The following is a 25,477-nucleotide window of genomic DNA, read 5'->3' on the forward strand; positions in this document are numbered from 1 at the left end:
TATAATTTTTCAAGCAATTTATACATTTTGAAACTGATAAGCATAGAAAAGGAATTAATTTAACCATGACTACGCCCATAGCGCCCTTGCCGCTCTCTAATATCGAACAATGGGAAACGCGCGCGGTGCTAAAAAAGACAGCGACTGCGCACCGGTACCTTGCTGAACTTAAAGGCGTTGCCGCGAGCATTCCCAATGAAGCCATTTTAATTAACACCTTGTCCCTGCAAGAAGCAAAAGACAGTTCAGAAGTAGAGAACATCGTCACAACTCACGATGAGCTTTATAAGGCAAGCCTCTTTGAAGAAGCGGTAACCAACCCTGCCACAAAAGAAGTACAAGACTATGCCGTTGCTTTAAAACAAGGGTTCGAAACAGCGCGTAAAAGCAAACTTATTCGCCTTGATGACATCCTGGCTATTCAACGAAATCTGGAACATAACAACGCCGGGCTGCGTAAACTGCCCGGTACCGATCTAAAAAATGCACGCACAGGTGAAGTGGTTTACACCCCACCACAACACGCAGATGAAATCACAAAACTTATGGACAACCTTGTGCAGTTTATCAATAACGATGAACTATGCGATGCCGACCCACTCGTTAAAATGGCTATAATTCACCACCAATTTGAGAGCATTCATCCGTTTTACGATGGTAATGGCCGTACCGGGCGTATTTTGAATATTCTGTATTTAGTCACCAAAGATTTACTTAACTTACCAGTGCTATATCTCAGCCGGTTTGTGATTAAAAACAAAGCTGATTACTACGCCAACCTACAAGCAGTGCGCGATAGCGGCAATTGGGAGCCTTGGCTAGAGTTTATGCTTGATGGTGTCATTGATACCGCACAAAACACCATTTCACTGATCACCGCTATGAAACACCTTATGGCAGAAGTAAAACATGGTATTAGAGAGCAGCTTCCTAAAATTTACAGCCAAGACTTACTCAACAACCTATTTAACCACCCCTACACCAAGATAGACTTTATTGTCGAGGAACTCGGTGTCACTCGCATTACCGCCACCAAATATCTGGAGCAGCTGGTGGAACACGGCTTTTTAACCAAACAAAAAGTAGGCCGTGCTAATTACTATATTAACGAGCCTTTGTGCGCCCTACTGGTTGCCCACGGCTAACGCCTAATTACTAATTCTGAGAACATCATGACTAATAACGACATCGTACAAAAACTCTGGAACCTGTGTGACGTATTACGTGACGACGGCATTAACTACAGCGACTATGTCACTGAACTCGTACTGCTTCTTTTTATTAAAATGGTGCACGAAAACACCGAAGCAGGCGTGTTAAAAAAACACCCGCTGCCAGAGGGCTGCCGCTGGCAAGACATTAGCGAAAAGTCAGGTATCAACTTACTTAATGATTACAAAGCTATTTTGTTTGCGCTTTCAACGGGTAAACGCCTTGAAGCAGACCCAGAAAACCCAGGCCAAACCAAAGAAGTTCAGGTACACGAAGACCCATTGATCAGTGCTATTTATGCTGATGCACAAACCCGCCTGCGTGAGCCGCGTCATTTAGAACAAATGATTAAAACGTTGGACCAAATAGACTGGTTTAGTGCGCAAAAAGACGGCCTAGGTGACTTATATGAAGGCTTATTAGAAAAAAACGCCAGCGAGACTAAATCTGGTGCGGGACAATATTTCACACCCCGCGCTCTTATTAACTCAATGGTGCGTTGCATCAAGCCTCAAACAGGCGAAGTAATCCAAGACCCAGCAGCAGGCACCGCAGGCTTTTTGGTCGCAGCAGATCAATACATGCGCGAGCAAACCGACGACTATTTTGATTTAAGCCCTAAAGACGCCGAATACCAAAAGAATAAAGCCTTTGTAGGCATTGAGCTCGTACCCAACACCCGCCGCTTATCGTTGATGAATTGTTTGTTGCACGGTATGGAAGGCGATGAAGAAGGCGTGGTGCACTTAGGCAATGCACTCGGTGATGCAGGTAAAGCCCTAGAAAGCGCAGATATCATTTTAGCTAACCCGCCATTTGGCACCAGTAAAGGCGGCGAAGCCAGCAATACCCGTGACGACCTCACCTACAAAACAGGAAACAAACAACTGGCATTTTTACAGCACATTTACCGCAACCTAAAGCCAGGCGGCCGTGCCGCTGTGGTATTGCCTGATAACGTGTTGTTTGAAGCGGGCGTCGGCACAGAGGTGCGCCGCGACCTTATGAACAAGTGTAACTTACATACCATACTGCGCTTGCCTACTGGCATCTTCTACGCCCAAGGCGTAAAAACCAATGTGCTGTTTTTCACGAAAGGCTCAGTAACCGACAAGTACCAAGAAGAAAACTGCACCGAAAACGTTTGGGTGTATGACTTACGCACCAATATGCCGAGCTTTGGTAAACGTACACCTTTTGGTAACTCCGATATTGGCTTTGCATCAGAAGATTTTGGTAAAGACCCGCACTTAGGGGCATTTGAAAAAGCATTTGATCCTGTAGGTCGTGATTTATCGCGACAATCAGATATAGCCACTATACTTGCAGCCCGAACCCAAGGCGAATACAGTTTTGGCGCAGAAGAAATCGCCGTAGATAAAGAAGCGGCCGCCGAAAACCAAGGCGTCGACGACAAACTCGCCCACAGCCGCTGGCGCTGTTTTACTCGCCAGTGGATCAGCGACACCAAAAACGACTCACTCGATATCAGTTGGTTAAAAGACAAAGACAGTGTCGATGCCGCCGACCTACCAGCGGCAGAAGTGTTAGCACAAGAAGCCAAAGAGGGGTTGACCAGTGCGCTGGTGGAGTTAGATGAGTTGCTTGCGGAGCTGGCAGATGACTAATTCTATTTTAGGCGAATGGTGCACTGTTACTCTTGGCGATATTGTTGACTATGGTAAAGCCGAAAAATGCCGCCTAGAAGATGTAAGTTCTTCAACTTGGGTGTTAGAGCTTGAAGATATACAAAAGGAATCTTCAAAGCTGATAAAAAGGGTTGATGCGGCAGAAAGACAATTTAAAAGTACGAAGAATAAATTCAAATCAGGAGATGTGCTTTACGGTAAGCTACGCCCATATTTAGATAAAGTGATTATTGCTGATCAAGAGGGTGTTGCAACTACAGAAATCATCCCTATGGATGCGAGTCCATATGTCGATAATAGATACCTCTTTTATTGGTTAAAAGGAGATAAGTTTTTATCTTATGTAAATGAAGTGAGCTACGGTGTGAATATGCCACGGCTTGGAACAAGAGATGGTAACGCAGCTCCGTTTGTTCTCCCACCACTCGCTGAACAGAAAGTCATTGCAGAAAAGCTGGATAAGCTACTAGCGAAAGTCGATAGCATCAAAGCACACCTCGGCGCCGTCCCCGACACCCTAAAACGCTTCCGCCAATCCGTCCTCGCCGCCGCCGTCAGCGGCAAATTGACAGAAGAGTGGCGTTCAACAAGAGCTTTGGAGGAACTGACAGTTTCAATCAACGAAGTCCATGAGAAACGCAAACAGACTTGGATTGATGAACAAGTAAAAGCTGCTGTACGGAAGGGCGTATCATATAAGATTGAGCAAATTGCAAAAAAATATAAAGAGCCTACAGAGCAAACTTTGGACGAGTTTGACCTCACCCTGATTAAACATATTCCTGAAGAATGGGTTAGTACAAATTTAGATAGTGTTTCCGTTGCTGTTACAGGTAAAACGCCCAAGACTACAGAAGAGTCTTACTGGAATGGTGATATTCCCTTCATAAGTCCTTCTCAAATCACTAATGAAGGACGTTTAACTTCGCCGGAGAGACACGTAACACAAGAAGGAACAAGTAAGACGACTATTTTACCTTATGGTTCAATAATGATTGTCTGTATTGGAACAATTGGTAAAGTTGGTTTAGTTGATAAGGAAGTAGCTTTCAATCAACAGATTAATGCGTTAATACCGACTCAAGTAGTATTACCTGAGTTTTTGTTTTTTTGGTCAAAAACTCTTCATTCATGGTTGAATAAAACTTCAAGTGCAGTTGTGAATGCAGCCATTATTAATAAATCGAGGCTTTGTTCCGCTCCTTGTCCTCTACCTAGTATTGCAGAACAAACCGAAATCGTCAGGCGCGCAGAAAAACTCTTTGCCTATGCTGACAAAATCGAAGCCGAAGTGAACGCCGCCCAAGAGCGTGTAAATAAGCTGACTCAATCGATCCTCGCCAAAGCATTCCGTGGTGAGCTCACCGCCAAATGGCGCGAACAAAATCCGGACCTCATCAGCGGTGACAACTCCGCCGAAGCCTTGCTAGCAAAGATCAAAGCTGAGCGAGAAAAGCTAAAGCCAAAGAAGAAAATACACACAAGGAAAAAAGTGTAATGCGCTTACTGTCACTGAGATTAGATGGAGAATATAAAGGCCTAAGAAATCGCCTCTTTAACTTTGAAAGCACCACAGATAATGTAATTGCTTTTATTGGGTTAAACGGTTCAGGGAAATCTCAGTTGCTGGAGCTGATCGCTGAATGTTTTGCATACTTAGAAAGGCTACAACGAGATGATTTCAAAAATAAGGGCCATCTTGCTTTTGATTTCACCCTAATTTACAGCATGAAAGGTTATGTCAATCAATCACCATTTGACAAAACAACTGTATTTGGTCAAAAGCTTCGAGTTGAGGAAGGCTTTACGGACCCTATATTTACCGTCGCAGTCAATGCTAACGGCAAACCAAAAATTAAGGTTGAGCAGCAGGGACAAATAAACAACATAGATATAGAACAATTAACACTGCCCTATGTTGTTGGTTACTCCTCAGGCTTAAATGAAAATCTACAAAGGCCGTTTTTAAAAAATGCTAACCAATTATTCAAAGCATTAAGAGCGCGTGCTCGATATCACAAGGAAAAGCGAAAGTTGGATATTGGTTACGAGCAAAATCTTAATGATACAGAGCTTTCATTTAACACTTATCAAAAAAATAAAAAAGAACTACTGAAAAAATACAAACGAAACCATCCTTACTTGTTTACCTACAATACCGCAGAATATCTAGAAGATGAGCAAGAGTTACCCGAAACGACAACGCATCTATCTAATTTTATTTACCTAGACTACGACAGTGCTCAATTTGCCGTTGCCTTAAGTGATTTTCGGTTTAATGCCCTTTTTAAGAAGAGTAGATCTAAAAAAGAAAATTTAACGAGCCTTACTTACACGACTCCTACGTTGCTACAGCTAGAGTTTGATTTTACTCTGTCTCACGTTACCGATGAAATCGTTGATGATGTAAGGTCATTTATCAGAATAGCTGAATCAACAGGCGGAGCCATCAAATACACCGGCGTCAATACGACCACTGAAGAGTATGATTATTACGAGTTAGACTCTTTAAAAGGCATTATTAGTCTTGACCTAAAACGTTTAGCTTTTGAAAGTAAACTATCAACGTTTGGTACCTATGACCCATTCAGATTATTTGAGCGCTTATACAAAGCACAGCAACTTGGCATGAAAAACGTTAATTCACATGGCCGAAAATACCTAGAGAAAAATGGCTTCATTGGTACGGTTAAGAAACCCCTCAAAGTAAGACTTCCCCTTATGTCTAAACGTTTGATGTTGACTGGTGATGATCTCAATGAAGTTGCCTATGAAGAATTATCTGATGGCGAGTCTCAACTATTGCAAGTATTGGCCATTATAAAGCTATACACCAATGAAAATACGTTATTCCTTTTTGATGAGCCTGAAACACATTTAAACCCAGCTTGGCGAACAATGTTTCATACTTATTTAACAAAGGCATTAATGGGCGAAGGTAAAGAAACAAATTCGCAGGTGTTCGTATCAACTCACTCCCCATTCATGGTGTCCTCACTTAAGCGCAGCAATGTGTTCTTGTTTAGCCGCAAAGGCAAAGAAGAGATAAACTTTCAGCCAGTTCAAAAAGAGACCTATGGCGCCTCATTTGATGTATTAATTAAAGACTTTTTCGAGTTACGCTCATTAATATCGCAAAGCGTTATAGATGAAATCAGAGAGCAGTTAGAAAAAGGGGACACCCACGCAAAAGAGTGGATTGAAGACAACCTAGGCTTGTCTGCTGAAAAAGCCTACTTGATAAGGAAATTGAGTCAATAATGCTGTTTCGTTTAGACCCCAATACACCAAGCTTTGAAGTATTTAGATTGCTTAATGAAGAGCTTCTATACTTCCTGGAACAAGCTGTTACTACAAATACATTTAGCCGAGCTCTATTTAATCAGGGGGCTGTTGGACAAGCTTGCTGGGATAATGCTCAAGAGAACGATGCTAGAGCCAAAAGCGGCCTGACAAGAGACAAATTTCAAGAGTTATTTGTAGCTTTAAATGAAGCTGATGAAGATATAAGACAACAGCTATTTGAGTTGATGCGAGACACTCAAGATCTTCAAGCATTCTTTGATGCTCCCCAAAGAAGTTTACTTGATTTTATGGACGAACCAAGCCGAAAAGCCTTCAAGAAATTATCCACTCACCTATATTGCTCAACAAAAGATTTAGACCCTGTTATTGCAGCCTCCGGTGGTACAAACATCACCGCACACTTTAATGACTTTCGTGATCAGTTGATTAACGGCAATGTTTGCAAAGCTTGCGGCATGGAAAAACTGGCCCCATTCAGAGCCGGAGTGCCCGATGGTGATCAGTGGCGTGCAGATTACGACCACCAGTTATGCAAATCAAAATACCCTTTATTTGCTGTACATCCAGACAATCTGATCCCCCTCTGTGATGTGTGCAATCAAGATGCAAAAAAGGCAAAAGACTTATTTAGACACAAAGATGGCACTGACCGTTTGGCATTTTATCCCGCTACCGAAGAAGCAAAAACCTTTATCAATATTGCATTGGAGCAACTTCATGATCCTGAGCCTACTATAAAAGTAAACTGGAACGCTCCTGACGATACTATATTAAATAAACTCACTACTTGGGATGAAGTCTATGAAATACGCAATCGAGTTGAAGGACAATTTCGCTCTTTAGAAGCAATAATAGAAGATGAGCTTAATCCAAATAGCCTAGCAGATGTAAGAGAAAGAATAATCGATAAAGCCCAGCCCCTATCTCCCAATACGCTAAAAAGGAAGGAATGGGCATTCTGGTATCAGAAGTTATTTGCTGAGCTGGACCAGATCGACGTAGCTCCTTTTGCCGCTAAGTGGGAGTTCATTCAACAACAAGCTACTGATGGTGGTGATTACATTCTGAACCCACCATAGCCACAAATGAACCTTTATAAGAAAAAACGGTTACCATAGCGGTTACCAAACCTTTAAAAACAACCATTAATACAACATAAAACACTGTATTTAATGAGATTTAAAACAAAATTCAACATTCAGATCCAGAATATTGAATAATCACCTCGCATTCATTTAACACATAAAAGCCCCTTTCCAGGGGCTTTTTTGGTTAACCATCTCGGCATTGCTCTTGCGGATACTCAAATTCTAAGGTGGTGTGTGCTAAACCATACTCTGCCAGGTTGTCGGCCAAACGTTGCTTTAGCGCTATCACTTGCTCAGCATTAAGCTCATGAGCAAGACACAAATGCGCTGTCAGCACATGATGTTCGCCATCTAACGACCAGTAATGCACATGGTGAGCGGTGCTGATTTCTTGCGGCTCTATCAGTACCTCAGTGAGTTTTGTTTGCGTCTTTTTATCCGGTACCCCTTGCAGAAATAGTCGTACGGTCTGCACTAGGTTGCGCACCACATTGATCAAAATAAACAGGGTAAAACAAATGGATAAAATAGGGTCTAAAATCGGCCAATCAACAAACATCAACACGATTGCGACCACCAGCACTGCCACCCAACCCAGCACGTCTTCAAGAAGGTGCCAATTAAGCACTTTCTCATTGAGTGATTTACCACTGCTCAATTTAATCGCCGCATAACCGTTCACCGCAATACCTAGTATCGCCAGGGCTAACATGCCTTCCGTTACCGGCATGACTGGGTCGAACAACCTCGGCACCGACAACACCAGTACCCACACCGAGCCAATCACTAATACCACCGAATTAATAAACGCACCGAATAAGCTTAAGCGCCGATAACCATAGGTAAAATGCTGATTAGCACCTTTATTACTGAATTTGTTAAGCAGCCAGGCGCTGCCGATTGACAGGCTATCCCCTAAGTCATGCACGGCATCGGCCATTATCGCAGTACTGTTTGTAAGCCAGCCGCCAATAAACTCGATAATAGTAAACCCGAGGTTTAAAAAGAATGCCCAACCAATGCGCTCTGAAGCGATGTCATGGGAATGATCGTGGTGATGCGCCATTTTTTTATCCTTTTGCTGCGTGTACCTACACTCTGGGTTAAAATCTCTTTACCGTCTTTCCCGCTTTTTATCGCGCTCCCTTTAACTTAAGCGCGATTAAGCACATTTTTTCTCGTGCGTTATATCTGTGTAAAAACACTATGCCAAACTTTTGTGAGCATTACTAAGCCTGTCAGCTATCCTAATTAACAGGCTCTTATCAGTGAGTACATTATGAAACTAAAAACAAAGTTGTCTTTGTCGTTTGCCGCCGTTATTGCTTTAATGGTTATCTCGAGCCTTATCGTTTGGCTTAAAGTCTCCACCGAAACCCTGCAAGCTGAGGAAGTTAAAAACGACGACCTTCCCGGTTTACTAGCCTATTTATCGATCTCCGATACTATTTATCAAATGCAAAATGAAGCCCTTGAATACATAGGCGGTGAGCAACAAAAGCGAGACAGCTTTGCGGCTTTGTATAGACAATTTCAAACGCAACACCAAGAGCTTTATAAGTATGAGTCTAACAAGCCATCAGACATAGAGAAGATGGCAAACATAGAAAACTTAGTGAAGGAATACAATCGCGGCATCACTGAGGGCGTATTTAATCGATACGACCCTGAATTGTTTCGTAGCGTACAATCACAAGTGGCACAGTTAGAACAAGACACCGGTGAGAAGTTAGGTGACTTACTCGACGAGCTAAAAGACCAAGAGTATGCACAGGCCATGCAAGCAAGCGATTTACAAACCAGCTTGCAGGATAATTTACCGGGTGTCAGATATTACCTCGAACTGATAGATGAGGCCGGTGACCTGGTCGCGGGTGTGAACGCACACATTCGCGGTGATACCGCAGCTAAAGGACGCTTTAAAGATGATTTAACCAGTTTCAATGAATACCTTGAGGCGCTTCGGCCACTTGAGCAACAACCTGATGAAGTTGCAGCGCTACGTCAAGTTGAGTCTTATCGCGATGACATTGTGCGCACGGCCAACAGCATTTTTACACGCTATAGTCCACAAGACTATATTGATGCTCGAAGTACTATCAATGACCTAGAAGCCCAGGTTGTTGATAAACTAAACACTATTTTGCAAACCTCAGCGCGAGAAGAGCAAGTAGACGCTATTAGCGCCTTAAACCACCTTGTCGAGGGCTTAAACCTGACCTTGATCATTATTGTGATCATTACCTTAATCGCCTTCGTTGTCGCAGGCATTATTGCCTACCTCATTAGCCACTCAATCATTACTCGCTTAAACAATGTGCTAGAGACAGCAGAAAGTGTCAGCATCGGCGATTTATCGCGCCCGGCTATTGCTCATGCTAACAAGGATGAAATCGACAGCCTTGCTGCGGCGACCAATAAAATGTCGTCATCTCTGCATGATTTAATGGCTCTGATCACGTCACTGGCCACTCAGGTTAGGGAATCCAGCTTGGAAATTAGCTCAACAAACGAGCAAATCGCTAATCGCAGCCAAAACTCAGCAGACCAATCAACACAGATAGCCACTGCCATTGAAGAAATGAGCTCAACGGTTTCAGAGGTCGCCAGACAATCACAACAAGCATCTGGCAATAGTGAGCAAGCAAGAGAGTATGCCGCTCATGGTGCCGAAGCAGTAAGCCAAACGGTAGCAGAAATAAGAAGCGCTTCGAGCAGAGTGCAGAACACCTCCAGCTCAGTCACCGAACTGGGTGAGCTTAGTAATCAAATTGGCAATATCATCAGTGTGATCAGTGCCATTGCCGAGCAGACAAACTTGTTGGCACTTAATGCTGCCATTGAGGCCGCACGAGCCGGTGAGCAGGGCCGAGGCTTTGCCGTAGTTGCCGACGAAGTACGGACCTTGGCTGAGCGCACGACCAAAGCCACCGATGAAGTCGCGCAGACAATTACCGCCATCCAAAAGCAAACTCACCAAGCGGTAGAGTCTATGCATAGTAGCGTAGAGCAAGTAAACAGCAGTGTATCTATGGCGGAGCAGGCCGGGGAACAACTTAGCAATATAATGCAAAGTGCCAGCGATATTGCTAGTATGATTCAATCAATCGCGACGGCCACCGAAGAGCAATCTGTGGTCGCTGCGGAAATGGCCAAGGACGTGTCTGATATTGAGCGCGCGAGCCAAGCATCACTGAACGACACGCAAGGGGCTTTAGAGATTGCGAAACAGCTTAATTCTCAAGCCGGTGAACTTAGTGAGTCTGTGCAGCGCTTTAAATTGCGTGCCAGTTAAGCACAATACCCATTGATTTTATGTATCGCTGTCGGTATTTTAGACCCTAATTTGATAACTAACAGGTGTGCTCCCGGTGCTTAAGTGTGTATTTAGCATTCTTTTACCCCTAGTGATTGTGCTGCAATCACTGGCAGCGAGTGCTGATCCCACCCCTGTACATCAAATCGACAGCGAGCATTTACAGAGCGTACATTCGCACCAACAACATGATGACTTGCAACCACAGGCAAGCGATAACTTGCACGATACTGCTGATTGTCATCACTGCGGCCACTGCTCAGGCTCACATCTCACTTGGGGGAGCATGCCGGCCCCCTGTTTTGCCAATGACCATGTTGATTTCGCATTGCCGGACTGGCGCCACCGCGCTGTGGGCGAAGTCATTTACCCAACTTTCCGCCCTCCCATCGTCTAACTGCACTTATCCGCCATGCCCAACGCGCACACTGCGCTTGCGGCTAACTTAACATTTGCAGTTAGAGAACAGTTTATGAAGCTTTCTATTTTTTGCTTTGCGCGCAGCGCGAAGGCACTTAGTGGCGCGTGTATTTATCGCGCCTTGAACACCTTTTTCACGGTGTTTATCAAAACCGTTACATTGTTAGTATTGAGCGTGTCGTCGCTCACCTTCGCGGGCGAAGGTCACGACCATAATGATACCAACAATACAGCAAAATCATCACCCAGTGACCATGGTCAAGGTATTGCTCTCAGTGAGCGCAGCATGGCCCTAGCGCAAATAAAAGTAGCGCCCTTACAAGCACGTACACATAACAAAACGCTGTATGCACCTGGAGAGCTCAAAGCCAATGGGTACTCAAGTTACATCGTTTCTGCACGTACTGAGTCGGTTGTCATTGAGCGCCACGCAATGCTTGGCGAGCACGTCAATCAAGGGCAACCACTGGTCACCTTATTCAGTGAAACAATGGCCAATGCTCAGGCCGACTACCTAGTAGCGGCGAGTGAGTGGCAACGAGTAAAGCAACTTGATAACCGAGCGGTGAGTGAAAGTGCTCGCTTAAAAGCACAGTCACAATACAACGCCAGCTACGGGCAGTTAATTGCCCTTGGCTTAACCACTGAAGCCATTGATACAATTAGTAAGGACAACATTGCGTCATTTGGCCAATATTCTTTGGTGGCCCAAACCTCAGGAGTGGTGCTTAACGACGACTTCACCCAAGGCCAACGAGTGGAAGCTGGCCAGAGCATTATGACCATCGCCGATGAATCTAGCCTATGGGTTGAGGCCAAAGTTGCGCCTTATAGCGACGGCGCCATCAATAAAGCCACAGCGGTGAATATCGTCGTCAACGGCCGCACTTACCCAGCGAAAGTCATTCAAGAAGCCCATGTGATTGACCCAACTACACGGACGCGGGTGATCCGGCTAAAAGTAGATAACCCGCAAGATAAACTCCATGCCGGCATGTTCGTCGATGTGCATTTCACATTTGCCAGCACCACGCCAATATTAGCTCTCCCGCAGAGCGCGCTCATGCGCGGCAGTGACGGCGATTGGCAGGTGTTTGTGCAACAAAGCCCCGGCGAGTTCTTACCCGTAGAGGTTGAATTGGGTGAACGCTTTGGTCGCTACCAACAAATCTCCGGCGTGCCTGCGGGAGTCAATGTCGCGATGACCGGGGCTTTCTTTATTTCTTCTCAACTGGCCAAAAGTGGCTTTGACCCCCATAACCACTAAGCTGGAGCGGCACAATGTTTAATTATATTATTGCTTGGGCGGTGCGTAACCGCCTCCTTGTCGTGCTGGCGTTGGTGAGCCTGATCGCTGCCAGCATCACAGTGATCCCTAAACTTAACTTAGACGCCTTTCCCGACGTCACCAATGTACAAGTAACGGTAAACACCGAAGCCCCCGGTCTGGCCGCCGAAGAGGTAGAGCAACTGATCACCTACCCTATCGAAGCGGTTATGTATGCACTTCCCAATGTCGAGCAAGTGCGCTCAATATCTAAAACAGGCCTTTCTGGAGTGACCATCGTGTTTAACGAGGACACCGATATTTACTTTGCTAGACAGCTGGTTTTTGAGCGTTTACAAGCCGCCAAAGAGCTTATCCCCGACGGTCTTGGCAGCCCTGAGATGGGCCCCAATACCTCAGGCTTGGGGCAAGTGTATCAGTACTTACTCATAGCCGATGCAGAAGCCGAGCTCGATACGATGGCCCTGCGCTCACTCAATGATTGGGTGGTAAAGCTGCTGATTATGCCGATTGACGGCGTCACTGATGTGCTGTCATTTGGTGGTCATGTGCGCCAATACCAAGTCGCTATCAACCCGAATAAATTACTCGCCTACCAATTAACGCAGCAAGACCTTGTTGCCGCACTCGATGCCAGCAATGACAATGTGGGCGGTTGGTATATGGACCGTGGTCAAGAACAGCTGGTAGTGCGCGGTACCGGCTGGTTTGCTCACTCACGCCAAGGCATTGAGCAAATAAAACAAGTGGCGGTAAAAACCGTCGCCGGCACGGTCATTACCGTCGGTGATATTGCTGAGGTACGCTTAGGCAGCGAGATTCGCCAAGGTGCGGTGACCATGAGCCGTAAAAACGCCCAGGGCGAGGTCGAGCAGTTAGGTGAAGTGGTCTCTGGCATTGTCCTCAAACGCATGGGTGCCAATACCAAAGCCACCATCGATGGGATCGAGCAAAGGGTGCAAATGATCAATCAAGCGCTGCCACAGGGAGTGCGATTTCAACCTTTTTATGACCAAGCAGACCTTATCACCAAAGCCGTGAATACAGTGGTGAATGCACTCACTCTCGCCTTTATTTTTATCGTTGTTGTGCTCGCCCTGTTTCTAATGAACCTACGCGCCACGTTACTAGTGCTCATATCCATCCCTATTGCCATTGCTATGGCCTTAATGATGATGGTGTGGCTTAACGTTTCCGCTAATTTAATGTCACTTGGCGGTCTTGCTGTGGCGATTGGCATGCTGGTCGACGGCTCAGTGGTAATGGTTGAGAACATGTTTAAGCATTTAAGCCGCCAAGACAGCACGTTAACGGCACGCGAGCGTATTTTACTCGCGGGTAAAGAGGTCGCTCGACCCGTATTTTTCGCCGCAACCATTATTTTAGTCGTGTTTATGCCGCTCTTTAGCTTCGAAGGCGTTGAAGCCAAACTGTTCCAACCGATGGCGATAAGCATTATTTTAGCGGTGATCAGTGCCATTTTCGTGGCGTTGATTATCGTCCCTGCACTAGCAAGCTATCTGTTTACCGGTCAAATCACGTCGCGCCCCAGCTTGATACTCAAACCCTTGGATGTGCTTTATCGAAAAACATTACACCTGGCCCTAGCGCATACCAAAGCGGTGGTAGTCACGGCGCTTATACTCGTTGCTGGCGCTGTTGCCACCCTAGGGCAGTTGGGAACCGAATTTGTTCCCGAGCTCGAAGAAGGTACCATTAACCTGCGCGTTACCTTGGCGCCTTCTTCAAGCCTCGAAACCGCGCTTGCGGTGGCTCCCAAACTAGAAGCTAAACTGTTAAGCTTTCCCGAGGTCACGTACGCCCTAAGCCGTATCGGTCGGGCCGAAATTGGGGGCGACCCCGAGCCGGTCAATAACATCGAAATCTATATTGGCTTAAAGCCCCCCAGTCAGTGGCAAAGTGCAGAAAACCGCTACCAACTACAAGCCTTGATGGAGCAAAAGCTCAGTGCCCACCCTGGGTTGTTGTTTAACTTTTCTCAGCCTATCGCCACACGAGTTGATGAGTTACTGTCTGGAGTAAAAGCGCAGCTGGCCATCAAACTATTTGGCCCCGAACTTGAAGTGCTAGCGACTCAGGGCGAGGCCATTGCCAATGCGGTAAAAGCGGTGCCAGGCACCCGCGATGTCGCGCTTGAACAAATTGCCGGCGAAGCACAACTGATCGTTAAACCAAAACGCCAAGCCTTGGCTCGTTATGGCTTGCAAGTCGCCGATGTGATGGGCTTGGTGCGCGACGGCATTGGCGGTGTACAAGCCGGACAAATTATCAATGGCAATGAACGCTATGATATTAACGTACGCATTGATAAACCCTACCGACAAACCCCACAAGCCATTGGCAATTTATATTTGCAAGCTAGCAACGGGGCGTGGGTGCGCTTAGCCGATGTGGCCGATATTAGTATTGAATCGGGGCCTCCTCAGGTGCGCCGCGACGATGTACAGCGCCGAGTTGTAGTCCAAGCAAATGTCCAAGGCCGGGATATGGGCTCGGTGGTGGCGCAAATTCGTGAGCAAATCGCAAATGATGTGGCGCTGCCCAGCGGGTACTCTGTGGCCATCGGCGGGCAATTCGAAAATCAACAGCGGGCACAGCAGCGCCTCAGCGTTGTTATTCCATTGTCACTGGCTGCCATCGCGCTGTTACTGTATTTTGCGTTTGGCAGCGTCGGCCAAGCCTTGCTGATATTAATCAACGTCCCATTGGCAGTCATTGGTGGGGTGTTTTCCTTATATTTAAGTGGGCAGTATTTGTCGGTGCCAAGCTCGGTAGGCTTTATTACTTTATTTGGCGTTGCCGTACTCAATGGAGTGGTGATGGTCGAGAGCATCAATCAGCGTATCAATAGCAACCAGGCTCTAGCCAGCGCAGTATTTGAGGGGGCCACGCAGCGCCTGCGCCCGGTGCTGATGACCGCTATCACGTCGGCATTAGGCTTGATTCCAATGCTGCTTTCTCAAGGTGTGGGCGCCGAAATTCAGCACCCCTTGGCAAGCGTGATTGTCGGCGGGCTACTGACATCCACCTTATTAACTTTGTTTGTGTTGCCAGCTTTGTATCCACGTTTTTCTCAGGCTAAGCTTAAACACTAAAGCTATTGTGGCGCATGAATCGACAACAGGTTTATGCGCCAGTTAACCTAGGCTGAGAAATCCGCTATACTACGCGGCTCTTTTTTAAACCCCAGTATTTAGAGAGACATCATGAGCCAAGTTCGTGGTAATTTGTTTATTTTATCCGCCCCATCTGGTGCGGGTAAGTCCAGCTTGATCAATGCATTACTCCAACAACATAGTGATATGCAAGTATCGGTGTCACACACCACTCGTGCTCCTCGCCCTGGCGAGCAAGACGCTAAGCATTATCATTTTGTAAGCGAAGCTGAGTTCAAAACACTGATCGACAATGATGATTTCTTTGAATGGGCGCAAGTGTTCGACAATTATTACGGCACTTCAAAGGCGGCGATAGAACAGCAACTTGCCAACGGCATTGATGTGTTTCTCGATATCGACTGGCAAGGCGCGCGACAAGTGCGTGAATTAGCCCCGGACGTCACCACTATTTTTATTTTGCCGCCATCCAAGGCAGAGCTTGAAAATCGCCTGACTAATCGCGGCCAAGATTCCGCAGACGTGATTGCCGGGCGCATGGCCAAGGCGCAATCGGAAACCTCACACTTTGATGAGTATGATTACTTGGTCGTTAATGATGACTTTGACACCGCTTTAGCTGAGATTGAAACCATCGTTAAAGCCAAGCGCTTAAGCATCAGCGCTCAGCGTGTAAAACATAACGAACTAATCCACGACTTGTTAAAATAACTATTGGCCTAAACTTAACCTTGCAGTAAACTATGCGTTTACAGAATTAAATTTTGGAGTGAAGCATGGCTCGCGTAACTGTTGAAGATGCAGTAGATAAAATTGGCAACCGTTTTGACTTAATCCTTGTCGCCGCCCGTCGTGCGCGCCAGATCGCCGTAGGTGGTAAAGATCCTATGGTTGATGCTGAAAACGATAAACCAACGGTTCTCGCTTTGCGTGAAATCGAGGAAGGCCACATTACTGTGGATACCCTAGAGGCCATTGAACGCCAAGAGCAGCAAAACCAAGAAGCGGCTGAAATGGCAGCTGTTGCGGCTATCGTTGGCGGTAACCAATAAGCGGCCTCTAACGCTCTCAAAACGGCTGCAATACTCGCGCAGCCGTTGGCTTTCCCCTCTTTTCATCGTATATTCACCTTAACTGTTCAATTTCGCCTCGCTGTGTTTGGAGTGTGAATGTATCTCTTTGAAGGTCTAAAGAAAAAAATATCCGAGTACCTGCCTCCGGCTGATGTGGCATTGGTACAAAAAGCCTATGTGGTGGCCCGTGAAGCCCATGAAGGACAATTTCGCTCAAGTGGTGAGCCGTACATCACACACCCCGTTGAAGTAACGCAGATTTTAGCCAGCATGAAGCTCGACCATGAGACCCTTATGGCGGCGCTTATGCACGATGTCATCGAAGACACTGACTTCTCGCAACAAGACCTGGCGGAAATATTTGGCGAGACGGTCGCCGAACTCGTCGAGGGCGTCAGTAAGCTCGATAAACTCAGCTTCAAAGACAAAAAAGAATTCCAAGCTGAAAACTATCGCAAAATGATCATAGCGATAACTCAGGACATCCGCGTTATTTTAATTAAATTGGCGGACCGCACCCATAATATGCGCACCCTGGGAGCACTACGTCCTGACAAGCGTCGTCGCATCGCCCGCGAGACCTTAGAAATCTTTGCCCCCATAGCTAACCGCTTAGGTATCCACGACATTAAAAACGAGCTCGAAGACTTAGGTTTTCAAGCGCTTTACCCGATGCGCTATCGCGCACTGAAATCAGAGGTTGCGAAAGCACGAGGCAATCGTAAGGAAGTGATCAGCAATATTCAGGGTGAGATTGAATCACGCTTGGAAGACGCTGGCATTCAAGCGCAAGTATCAGGGCGAGAAAAGCACCTCTACAGCATTTACAAAAAAATGCTCAACAAAGAGCTGATGTTTAACGAGGTGATGGACATTTATGCGTTTCGCATTGTTGTCGATAGCATGGATACCTGTTACCGCGTGCTTGGGGTGGCGCATAATCTCTATAAACCTATCGAAACACGTTTTAAAGATTATATTGCTGTACCAAAGACCAATGGCTATCAGTCGCTACACACCTCGCTGGTGGGGCCACACGGCATTCCCGTAGAGATTCAAATTCGCACCTTAGATATGGATCACATGGCCGATAAAGGGGTCGCGGCACATTGGATGTACAAAAAGGCGGGAGAAAATACCGGGCATACTGCTCAGCAACGCGCCCGCCAATGGATGCAAAGCCTGCTCGAGCTGCAACAAAGTGCAGGCTCTTCATTTGAGTTCGTGGAAAACGTTAAAACCGAACTGTTCCCTGAAGAGATTTACGTATTTACTCCTGATGGCCGTATTATCGAGTTGCCAATGGGGGCCACCGCTGTCGACTTTGCCTATGCGGTGCACACCGATGTTGGTAACACCTGTGTAGGTGCCCGCGTCAATCGCAAACCGCACCCCTTGAGTCGACCGCTTGATACCGGGCAAACCGTAGAGGTGATCACCAGCTCAGGGGCACACCCCAACGCCACGTGGCTCAACTTTATTGTTACCGCAAAAGCACGTTTATGTGTACGTAATTACCTTAAGAGCCAACGCCAAGAAGAGGCCATGCAATTAGGGCGTCGTCTGCTTGATTCGGCTTTGGGCGAGCACGCATTAGACGAGATAGGTGAAGAGCGGATAACGCGTGTACTTGAAGAGCACCAACTCAACACCTTGCTGGAGCTATTGGTCGAAATAGGCTGTGGCAATATTATGAGTATGCTGGTTGCCAAACGCCTACTGCAAGTAGACGAGGAACAAATCGATGACTTAGAAAAATCGGCAAAGGCGGCCATTATTGGTACCGAAGGCATGCTGGTCAATTACTCTAAGTGCTGTCGTCCGGTCCCAGGTGATGCCATTGTCGCTCATGTTAGCCAAGGCAAAGGCCTGACCGTGCACCGCCAAGAATGTAAAAATATTCGCGGCTGGCAAAGCGAGTCATCAAAATACTTTGTTGTGAAGTGGGAAGATAACCCAGAAAAAGAATACATTGCCGCTTTGCGTGTGGAAATCATCAACCACCAAGGTGTGCTCGCTAAGCTCACCAACTTAGTGGCGTCAACAGGCGCTAATATTGTTGAACTAACAACTGATGAAAAAGAAAGCAATTTATATGTTATTGACCTTGGCGTGACCGTGAAAGACCGTATTCACGTAGCAAATATCATGCGCCGCATCCGGGTGATGCCAGATGTACAAAAGGTCTACCGTAAAAAGTAAAGGGCAATCATGAATAAAATTATTATATCAACCGACCAAGCTCCCTCAGCTATTGGCACCTATAACCAAGCTGTTAAGGTAGGCACCGCTGTATACCTTTCGGGGCAAATTCCACTTGTGGCAGAGACCATGGAAATGATCTCTGATGACTTCGCGGAACAAACACAGCAAGTATTTAAAAACCTGGCTGCCGTTTGTGAAGCCGCTGGGGGTGAGTTACAAGACATGGTCAAGGTCAATATTTTCCTTACCGACTTGAGCAACTTTGCCACGGTGAATGAAATTATGAGCCAACATTTCAAAATGCCTTACCCCGCTCGCGCCGCTATTGGCGTGAAAGAGCTGCCTAAAGGCGCGCAAGTTGAAATCGACGGAATTATGGAGCTGCCATCCACTAATTAGACAGCCCACCTCACTGGTATACTTTTTGGGCAGAGTTTTCTGCCCTCTCCTCTCTTCCATTCTCCTTGTAAATCTCATAAAGTAGGATAAAACTTAATAAAGTCGTGTGCTTGCAAGGAATTATTTGTGTTTAAATTGGCCCACAATGGCAATGTGCTGTTTAATGTGACGCAGGAGACACCGGCGCCACCATCAAAAGCAGCCATGCTAGAAGCATTACGGCAATCCGAATTTGCTGGCTGTAAAGTGGACGACGAGCACCTCGATAAGTTTTACAGCGGTGAAGAATCAGGTCCGAGTATCGTAGTCGGTAAGCGCGTAGATGCCACGTTAGAGGTCACCATCAGCGACGATAAAATGTCAGCGATGGGACGGCTAACCACAGCGCAAGGGGGCAAAGCCCTCGATTTGGAAGCCGGCAAAAAGGCCATTGTGGTGGCGGGTGTACGCCGAGGCTACCAGCAGGCGCTTTTAGAAAAACTTTTACAACAGCAATTCGAATTGGCTCCTGGTAGCTCAGTGAAAGGCACATTAGCACGTGGACGCTTACCCGTTGATGGGCAGCCCAGCGAACTAGTCAAGCAAACACAAACCCTAAAAGATCGCATTAATAAACCTAAACGCCGCGAAGACGGCACGGTTGATATGCGCGACTTTGGCAAACTTGCCAGTGTTCAGCCTGGCACCATTTTAATGATCCAAAAGCCTGCAACTCCAGGGAAAGAGGGATTCACCGTCACCGGCGATGTGCTTGAAGCCAAACCTGGTGAGCAACTGTCTTTAACCCCCGGAGAGGGGACCGAACTCAATCCGGATAACCCACTGGAGCTGCGCGCGACTGTTTCTGGTGTGCCCGTGGAATCTCCCAATGGCATGCGCGTTGACGATATTTTCACGATTAAAGAAGTGAACGTCAAAAGCGGCCATATCGATTTTGATGGCTCTGTGGTGATCACCCATAACGTTGAGCCGGGTATGCGCGTCACCGCTAAGGGTGAAATTAGCGTACTGGGCACGGTGGAATCAGGCATTCTCAATGCCACCGGTGATATCACCATCAAACAAGGCACCATTGGGCACCCTAATCACCAGCAAAATGACGCCGAGCTTACTTGCCAGATTAATGCAGGCGGTAATTTACATATCAGCCACGCCCAATATTGCTACCTAGAAGCCACCAATATCTATATCGAACGCCAAGCTAGCCATTGCCAATTAAAAGCCCTAGAAAGCCTCATAGTGGGGCCAGAAGAGAGCCCAAATGGTAAGCTCTTTGGTGGCGAAGTACTCGATGCCTGCCGCCTTGAAGCCGGTGAAATTGGTAGTGAGTCGGGGGCCAAGATGCGCATTAATCTAGTTGCCCGAGGCGCGGATATTACCGCTGACAATGACGCTTGTGTGCAGCAACTTTCGCAGACTGACGATAAACTCGCGTCGTTGCAAGATGCATTAGAGAAAGCCGAAGCGATTAAAGACGCGGAAAAGAAAAAGCAACTCATTGAAAAAATTGGCGCCACACAACTGGCTCTAGTACAACAAGCAGATGAGCTTGAAACTAAGCTGTCTAGCTTAGATAACACCTTACACTCACTGCTTGATGGCGCCAATCTTGTCGCCCATCAACGCTTAAATTCCGGCGTTGAGATTCATATCTTTGACAAGGTACTGAAAACAGCCAGACAGTACCCACCCTGCGTTGTAAAACTAGAGAAAAGCAAAATAGAGGTTGAGTTTAAAACCTCCTAAACAGCAAAAAAGCGTGCCTAGCCCATTACTCATAACGAGGCTCAGCACGCTAACCACAAGATTTACAATAAGGCTTGCTGTTGTTTTAGCTGCTCAGGCCATACTCCTACCTGTACTTGACCAATATGACTCTTTTGCAAAAGCAACATTGCTAAACGAGACTGGCCGATACCGCCACCAATGGTTTGTGGTAGCTTTTTATGAAGCAAGGCTTGATGCCAAGGCAGTTGCGTTTTGTGGCTTTGCTCGCTCAACTCCAACTGAGTGAGTAATGACTCGGGGCAAACCCGAATCCCCATGGAAGAAATCTCAAATGCATCTTCAAGTACCTTGTTCCACACTAAGATATCGCCGTTAAGTCCAGGCAACCCCTCATCTCCTTGAGTAGACCAATCATCATAATCCGGGGCGCGCACGTCATGACGTTGACCGTCTGCGAGCTTACCACCGATGCCGATGAGAAAGACTGCACCATACTGCTTACAAACCGCACGCTCCCGCTCTTTCGCGCTTAGATCTGGGTATGCCTGACGCAACTTCTCGGCATGAATAAAATGAATTTTTTCAGGTAGGTAAGGAGCAATATCAAACTGCTCACCGACATAGGTTTCTGTCGCTTTAATGGCAGCATAAATTTGCTCAACAGTGGCCTTTAGCGTCGCTAAACTGCGCTCGCTACGCTCACAAATCACCTTTTCCCAATCCCACTGGTCAACATACACTGAATGGATAGGGCTTAGATGCTCTTCGTCTGGGCGCAAGGCCCGCATATGTGTGTACAATCCCGAGCCCACCGCAAAGCCGTAATCAGCGAGGGTCTTACGTTTCCACTTCGCTAATGAATGCACCACCTCATAACGTTGCTCAGGCAGGGTTTTCACCTGCACGGCGACGGCCTTTTCATGACCACTGAGCTCATCTTGAATGCCATCTCCTACCTGGGCAAGAATCGGCGCCTGCACCTCAACAAGATTCAAAGCCGCTGCTAAGTGCTGTGAAAATACCTGTTTAACCGTACTAATTTGCTGCTGTTGTTGAATATACTCTGTGCTCATGGTCCTCATTCCCATTGCTGCTGCTTTGTTCGATATAAAAACCATACCTCAGCGAGAGTTTTATTCAATACCATTTAACAAAAAGAGCTTTACTTAAAAATAGAAATCAATTTAACTGAAATATATTAGATTTCATTTATTTTTTATGTGTTTTAGCTATGGAAAATTATCGATTCGACAATTTAGACAAATCCATCCTTAAGAGCTTGATGAGTAATGCCCGCACCCCTTACGCCGAATTGGCGAAACAATGCGGAGTCAGTGCTGGGACCATTCATGTGCGCATAGAAAAAATGCGCCAAGCCGGAGTGATCACCGGCACCCAGGTACGTGTTGACGCTAAACGCCTGGGGTATGATGTGTGTTGCTTTATTGGCATTAACCTCAACAATGCCCGCGACTACCCCCATACTTTAGAGCTATTGCGTGGGCTCGAAGAAGTAGTCGAGGCCTACTACACCACAGGTAATTACAGTATTTTTATTAAGGTGATGGCGCGCTCCATCGAGCACTTACAAGACGTGCTGATCAATAAAGTGCAAGCGATTGAAGCAATTCAGTCAACCGAAACGCTGATTTCTTTGCAAAACCCTATTAATCGTAGTGTGACCCCATAGCCACATTGGCGTATAATCGGCGCACTTTTTTGTAACAGCAAAGATGGGCTATGGGCGAAAAGCGTTACCACCGAGTAAAACAAGTTTTAGATAGACGACAAACCGATCTCAGCGTGTGCTTAGATGAAGTGCATAAACACCATAATCTTTCGGCCATCGTGCGCACCGCCGACGCTGTCGGTTGTCACCATATTCATGCGGTCTGGCCTAAAGAGCAGCGTCGTCTCACCAATAACACCTCCGGCGGTAGCAAAAACTGGGTGCACACCCATATGCATGACGATATTGACCAGGCTGTTGGCAGTATTCGTGAGCAGATCCCTGGAGTGCAGTTGCTGGCCACCAACCTCAGTAGTGACGCCGTCGACTATCGTGATATTGACTACACCCAACCCACCGCCGTGATTGTTGGCCAAGAGCGCGAGGGTATTTCCGATGCAGCGCTTGCCCATGCTGATAAACATATCGTTATTCCAATGCGCGGTATGGTGCAGTCTCTAAATGTCTCTGTGGCTGCAGCGTTAATCCTATACGAGGCACAGCGCCAACGCGAAGCCGCTGGCTTGTATGAACGCGATATGCTCAATCCACAAATCAAGCACACTTTACTGTTCGAAGGATGTCACCCTATTATTGCCCAGCAATGCAAAGAAAAGGGACTCCCCTACCCAACTCTTGACGAGAACGGTGAAATTATTGCCAATGAACAGTTCTGGGATACCTTACGCTACAAACGTCAGCGCTAAGTGACTTGAAAGCAAGGCCCTGCAGTCAGTACACTTAGGTTATAACTGTTTGAAGGACATGCCATTTGCCAAGCCTGAACACCTACCCCATTAACGAGCTCAAAGGCGTTGGCCCAAAAATGGCCGAGCGCCTTGCCAAGCTTGGCATTCGTAGCGTGCAAGACATGCTATTTCATTTGCCGCTGCGCTATGAAGACCGCACCCGCATTGTTCCCATCTGCGAGCTTCTGCCCCATACCCATGTGTGTGTGCAGGCCACCATTGAATCCGCCAACATTACCTTTGGTCGCCGGCGGATGTTGGTGTGCCATATTAATGATGGCAGCGGACGCATGACACTCAGGTTCTTTAACTTCTCTGCGGCGCAAAAAAACGCCATGCAAGAGGGCAAAGTGATCCGCTGTTTTGGTGAAGTGCGCCGCGCTAAAGTCGGGCTGGAAATGGCGCACCCTGAGTACAATATTAGTGACAGCCCCGAAGCCCTCCCCACACAAACACATTTAAGCGCCATTTACCCCACCACCGACGGACTAAAACAACTGTCATTGCGCAACCTAATGCTTCAAGCGCTGCAGGCCTTGAATCGCGCGCCGATAGAAGAGCTACTGCCACAACAGTATCGTCCCGCAGGTTGGTCACTCGCCGATGCCATTCGCTTTATTCACCAACCACCGGTTGATAGCGATACCCAAGCTTTAGAGCTCGGTGAACATCCAGCGCAGCAACGTCTGGCATTTGAAGAGTTACTGGCCCATAACCTCAGCTTGTTGGCCCTAAGGCAACAGGGGCAAGCACATAAGGCCGTGGCCTTGGCGCCAAATAATGCCTTAGAGCAGCCGTTTTTAGCGTCTTTAGGGTTTACGCCGACGTCAGCACAGCAACGCGTAGTGGCAGAGATTAAAACGGATATGCAGCAGCCGTATCCAATGATGCGCTTGGTACAAGGCGATGTTGGCTCAGGGAAAACCTTAGTGGCAGCACTGGCAAGCTTATGTGCCATCGCTCAAGGTTACCAAGTGGCGCTCATGGCGCCGACAGAAATTCTCGCCGAGCAACATGCTTTAAACTTCAGCCGTTGGTTTACCCCGCGCGGTATTCAAGTTACCCTGCTGGGTGGTAAAACCAAAGGCAAAGCACGTGAGCACGCCCTGAGCGATATTCAAAGTGGCCAGGCGCAAATGATTATTGGCACCCACGCATTATTCCAAGATCAGGTGCAATTCAATAACCTGGCGTTGATCATAATTGATGAGCAACACCGTTTTGGCGTCCACCAGCGCTTGTCACTGCGTGAGAAAGGCCGCTTTGGCGATTGCTACCCACACCAATTGGTGATGACCGCCACCCCCATCCCTCGCACCTTAGCGATGACCGCTTATGCTGATTTGGAAACATCGATTATCGACGAGCTGCCCCCCGGGCGCACGCCAGTTACCACCGTTGCTATTCCCGACAGCCGACGTGACGATGTCATAACGCGTGTGCACAAAGCGGTACAAGAGCAAGGTAGACAAGTTTACTGGGTGTGTACCCTGATTGATGAGTCTGATGCGCTGCAGTGTCAAGCCGCGCAATTAAGCGCCGAAGAGCTTCGTGAGCGCCTCCCTGAGCTGCGTATTGGCCTAGTTCATGGTCGTCTAAAGGCGGATGAAAAGCAACGCGTTATGAGTGAGTTTAAAGACGGCGAACTTGATGTGCTAGTGGCAACGACAGTGATTGAAGTGGGTGTTGATGTCCCCAATGCCAGCCTAATTATCATAGAAAACCCCGAGCGCTTAGGGTTGGCGCAATTACATCAGCTCCGTGGTCGTGTTGGCCGGGGCGCGGCAGCCTCCCATTGTGTGCTGCTCTATCATGCCCCTTTGTCACATACTGCGCAGCAGCGCCTAGGAGTGTTACGTGATAGCAACGATGGTTTTGTTATTGCCGAGCGCGATTTGCAAATTCGTGGACCAGGGGAAGTGTTGGGCACAAAACAAACCGGCATGACCGATTTTAAAGTGGCGGATTTAGAGCGCGACAAATCCTTAATCAACAACCTTCGTCCGCTCGCCAAACAGCTTCTAATACAGCATCCAGAGGTAGCCAAGGCATTGTGTTGGCGCTGGTTAGGCGATCGCTCTGCCTACGCCCAGGCGTGATGGAGCTATACCTGTATCAAAGCATTATAAGTGTGCTACTCACTGTATTTAGACAACAAAAAACCCGCCAAATGGGCGG

Annotated in this window: 19 protein-coding genes; 17 read left to right on the forward strand and 2 right to left on the reverse strand. The window is 47.2% G+C overall.

The window, feature by feature from the left end:
- Window positions 1-65: 65 nt before the first annotated feature.
- The 5 genes from PRUTH_RS11900 to PRUTH_RS11920 are packed head-to-tail and all read left to right on the forward strand — an operon-like array spanning window position 66 to window position 7,246.
- Window positions 66-1,145, forward strand: coding sequence for a Fic family protein (locus PRUTH_RS11900; protein WP_045980687.1), 1,080 nt, complete (start codon window positions 66-68; stop codon window positions 1,143-1,145).
- A 27-nt stretch (window positions 1,146-1,172) separates the two neighbouring features.
- Window positions 1,173-2,840 (forward strand): class I SAM-dependent DNA methyltransferase, encoded by a 1,668-nt coding sequence (locus tag PRUTH_RS11905; protein ID WP_045980686.1) that lies wholly within the window; start codon window positions 1,173-1,175, stop codon window positions 2,838-2,840.
- Complete coding sequence (locus PRUTH_RS11910) at window positions 2,833-4,359, forward strand: restriction endonuclease subunit S (protein WP_151173349.1); 1,527 nt, start codon at window positions 2,833-2,835, stop codon at window positions 4,357-4,359. The genes PRUTH_RS11905 and PRUTH_RS11910 overlap by 8 nt, the downstream gene beginning before the upstream one ends.
- The gene (locus PRUTH_RS11915) at window positions 4,359-6,122 is read left to right on the forward strand and encodes an AAA family ATPase (RefSeq protein WP_045980684.1); all 1,764 of its coding nucleotides are present in this window, start codon (window positions 4,359-4,361) and stop codon (window positions 6,120-6,122) included. Before PRUTH_RS11910 ends, PRUTH_RS11915 begins: the two co-directional genes overlap by 1 nt.
- Window positions 6,122-7,246: a hypothetical protein gene (locus PRUTH_RS11920; RefSeq protein ID WP_045980683.1), complete on the forward strand. Its 1,125-nt coding sequence runs from the start codon at window positions 6,122-6,124 to the stop codon at window positions 7,244-7,246. Before PRUTH_RS11915 ends, PRUTH_RS11920 begins: the two co-directional genes overlap by 1 nt.
- Window positions 7,247-7,439: 193 nt before the next feature.
- Here PRUTH_RS11920 and PRUTH_RS11925 read toward each other — a convergent pair whose 3' ends face one another.
- On the reverse strand, window positions 7,440-8,321 hold the full coding sequence (locus PRUTH_RS11925; RefSeq protein ID WP_151173350.1) for a cation diffusion facilitator family transporter: 882 nt from the start codon (window positions 8,319-8,321) through the stop codon (window positions 7,440-7,442).
- A gap of 213 nt (window positions 8,322-8,534) precedes the next feature.
- On the opposite strand from PRUTH_RS11925, the gene PRUTH_RS11930 reads away from it, so the two are divergent.
- The 9 genes from PRUTH_RS11930 (at window position 8,535) to PRUTH_RS11970 (ending at window position 20,839) form a co-directional block, all read left to right on the forward strand.
- Window positions 8,535-10,550 (forward strand): HAMP domain-containing methyl-accepting chemotaxis protein, encoded by a 2,016-nt coding sequence (locus tag PRUTH_RS11930; RefSeq protein WP_151173351.1) that lies wholly within the window; start codon window positions 8,535-8,537, stop codon window positions 10,548-10,550.
- Between the two features lie 76 nt (window positions 10,551-10,626).
- Complete coding sequence (locus PRUTH_RS11935) at window positions 10,627-10,968, forward strand: hypothetical protein (protein WP_053909709.1); 342 nt, start codon at window positions 10,627-10,629, stop codon at window positions 10,966-10,968.
- A 75-nt stretch (window positions 10,969-11,043) separates the two neighbouring features.
- Window positions 11,044-12,258, forward strand: coding sequence for an efflux RND transporter periplasmic adaptor subunit (locus PRUTH_RS11940; RefSeq protein ID WP_170268940.1), 1,215 nt, complete (start codon window positions 11,044-11,046; stop codon window positions 12,256-12,258).
- Between the two features lie 14 nt (window positions 12,259-12,272).
- A complete protein-coding gene (locus tag PRUTH_RS11945) occupies window positions 12,273-15,395 on the forward strand; it encodes an efflux RND transporter permease subunit (RefSeq protein ID WP_151173353.1) in 3,123 nt (1,040 codons plus the stop codon).
- A gap of 111 nt (window positions 15,396-15,506) precedes the next feature.
- Window positions 15,507-16,127 (forward strand): guanylate kinase, encoded by a 621-nt coding sequence (gene gmk, locus PRUTH_RS11950; RefSeq protein ID WP_151173354.1) that lies wholly within the window; start codon window positions 15,507-15,509, stop codon window positions 16,125-16,127.
- 65 nt (window positions 16,128-16,192) lie between these two features.
- Window positions 16,193-16,468: a DNA-directed RNA polymerase subunit omega gene (rpoZ, locus tag PRUTH_RS11955; protein ID WP_022943476.1), complete on the forward strand. Its 276-nt coding sequence runs from the start codon at window positions 16,193-16,195 to the stop codon at window positions 16,466-16,468.
- A 117-nt stretch (window positions 16,469-16,585) separates the two neighbouring features.
- Window positions 16,586-18,691 carry a bifunctional GTP diphosphokinase/guanosine-3',5'-bis pyrophosphate 3'-pyrophosphohydrolase gene (gene spoT / locus PRUTH_RS11960; protein ID WP_151173355.1) on the forward strand — a complete coding sequence of 702 codons (2,106 nt, stop codon included), beginning with the start codon at window positions 16,586-16,588 and terminating at the stop codon, window positions 18,689-18,691.
- Window positions 18,692-18,700: 9 nt separating this feature from the next.
- Window positions 18,701-19,093: a deaminase RidA gene (ridA, locus tag PRUTH_RS11965; RefSeq protein WP_022943474.1), complete on the forward strand. Its 393-nt coding sequence runs from the start codon at window positions 18,701-18,703 to the stop codon at window positions 19,091-19,093.
- Window positions 19,094-19,219: 126 nt separating this feature from the next.
- Entirely contained in the window at window positions 19,220-20,839 is a 1,620-nt protein-coding gene (locus PRUTH_RS11970) for a flagellar assembly protein A (RefSeq protein ID WP_151173356.1), read from the forward strand.
- A gap of 62 nt (window positions 20,840-20,901) precedes the next feature.
- Here the strand turns inward: PRUTH_RS11970 and asnA are convergent, their stop codons facing one another.
- Window positions 20,902-21,894 (reverse strand): aspartate--ammonia ligase, encoded by a 993-nt coding sequence (gene asnA / locus PRUTH_RS11975; protein ID WP_151173357.1) that lies wholly within the window; start codon window positions 21,892-21,894, stop codon window positions 20,902-20,904.
- Between the two features lie 158 nt (window positions 21,895-22,052).
- On the opposite strand from asnA, the gene asnC reads away from it, so the two are divergent.
- The 3 genes from asnC to recG all read left to right on the forward strand — a co-directional run bounded on the left by asnC (window position 22,053) and on the right by recG (window position 25,398).
- Window positions 22,053-22,511 (forward strand): transcriptional regulator AsnC, encoded by a 459-nt coding sequence (asnC, locus tag PRUTH_RS11980; RefSeq protein ID WP_151173358.1) that lies wholly within the window; start codon window positions 22,053-22,055, stop codon window positions 22,509-22,511.
- A gap of 50 nt (window positions 22,512-22,561) precedes the next feature.
- On the forward strand, window positions 22,562-23,257 hold the full coding sequence (gene trmH, locus PRUTH_RS11985) for a tRNA (guanosine(18)-2'-O)-methyltransferase TrmH (RefSeq protein ID WP_151173359.1): 696 nt from the start codon (window positions 22,562-22,564) through the stop codon (window positions 23,255-23,257).
- A gap of 65 nt (window positions 23,258-23,322) precedes the next feature.
- Complete coding sequence (gene recG, locus PRUTH_RS11990) at window positions 23,323-25,398, forward strand: ATP-dependent DNA helicase RecG (RefSeq protein ID WP_257220931.1); 2,076 nt, start codon at window positions 23,323-23,325, stop codon at window positions 25,396-25,398.
- Window positions 25,399-25,477: the final 79 nt, after the last annotated feature.

The organism is Pseudoalteromonas ruthenica (genome assembly GCF_008808095.1).
Classification (GTDB): Bacteria; Pseudomonadota; Gammaproteobacteria; order Enterobacterales; family Alteromonadaceae; genus Pseudoalteromonas; species Pseudoalteromonas ruthenica.

Coding starts and splice junctions, on each gene's coding strand:
- asnC (WP_151173358.1), top strand. CDS start 22,053: ATGGAAAATTATCGATTCGACAATTTAGACAAATCCATCCTTAAGAGC.
- rpoZ (WP_022943476.1), top strand. CDS start 16,193: ATGGCTCGCGTAACTGTTGAAGATGCAGTAGATAAAATTGGCAACCGT.
- gmk (WP_151173354.1), top strand. CDS start 15,507: ATGAGCCAAGTTCGTGGTAATTTGTTTATTTTATCCGCCCCATCTGGT.
- PRUTH_RS11905 (WP_045980686.1), top strand. CDS start 1,173: ATGACTAATAACGACATCGTACAAAAACTCTGGAACCTGTGTGACGTA.
- PRUTH_RS11915 (WP_045980684.1), top strand. CDS start 4,359: ATGCGCTTACTGTCACTGAGATTAGATGGAGAATATAAAGGCCTAAGA.
- asnA (WP_151173357.1), bottom strand. CDS start 21,894: ATGAGCACAGAGTATATTCAACAACAGCAGCAAATTAGTACGGTTAAA.
- PRUTH_RS11900 (WP_045980687.1), top strand. CDS start 66: ATGACTACGCCCATAGCGCCCTTGCCGCTCTCTAATATCGAACAATGG.
- PRUTH_RS11930 (WP_151173351.1), top strand. CDS start 8,535: ATGAAACTAAAAACAAAGTTGTCTTTGTCGTTTGCCGCCGTTATTGCT.
- PRUTH_RS11940 (WP_170268940.1), top strand. CDS start 11,044: ATGAAGCTTTCTATTTTTTGCTTTGCGCGCAGCGCGAAGGCACTTAGT.
- ridA (WP_022943474.1), top strand. CDS start 18,701: ATGAATAAAATTATTATATCAACCGACCAAGCTCCCTCAGCTATTGGC.
- trmH (WP_151173359.1), top strand. CDS start 22,562: ATGGGCGAAAAGCGTTACCACCGAGTAAAACAAGTTTTAGATAGACGA.
- PRUTH_RS11945 (WP_151173353.1), top strand. CDS start 12,273: ATGTTTAATTATATTATTGCTTGGGCGGTGCGTAACCGCCTCCTTGTC.
- PRUTH_RS11925 (WP_151173350.1), bottom strand. CDS start 8,321: ATGGCGCATCACCACGATCATTCCCATGACATCGCTTCAGAGCGCATT.
- spoT (WP_151173355.1), top strand. CDS start 16,586: ATGTATCTCTTTGAAGGTCTAAAGAAAAAAATATCCGAGTACCTGCCT.
- PRUTH_RS11910 (WP_151173349.1), top strand. CDS start 2,833: ATGACTAATTCTATTTTAGGCGAATGGTGCACTGTTACTCTTGGCGAT.
- PRUTH_RS11920 (WP_045980683.1), top strand. CDS start 6,122: ATGCTGTTTCGTTTAGACCCCAATACACCAAGCTTTGAAGTATTTAGA.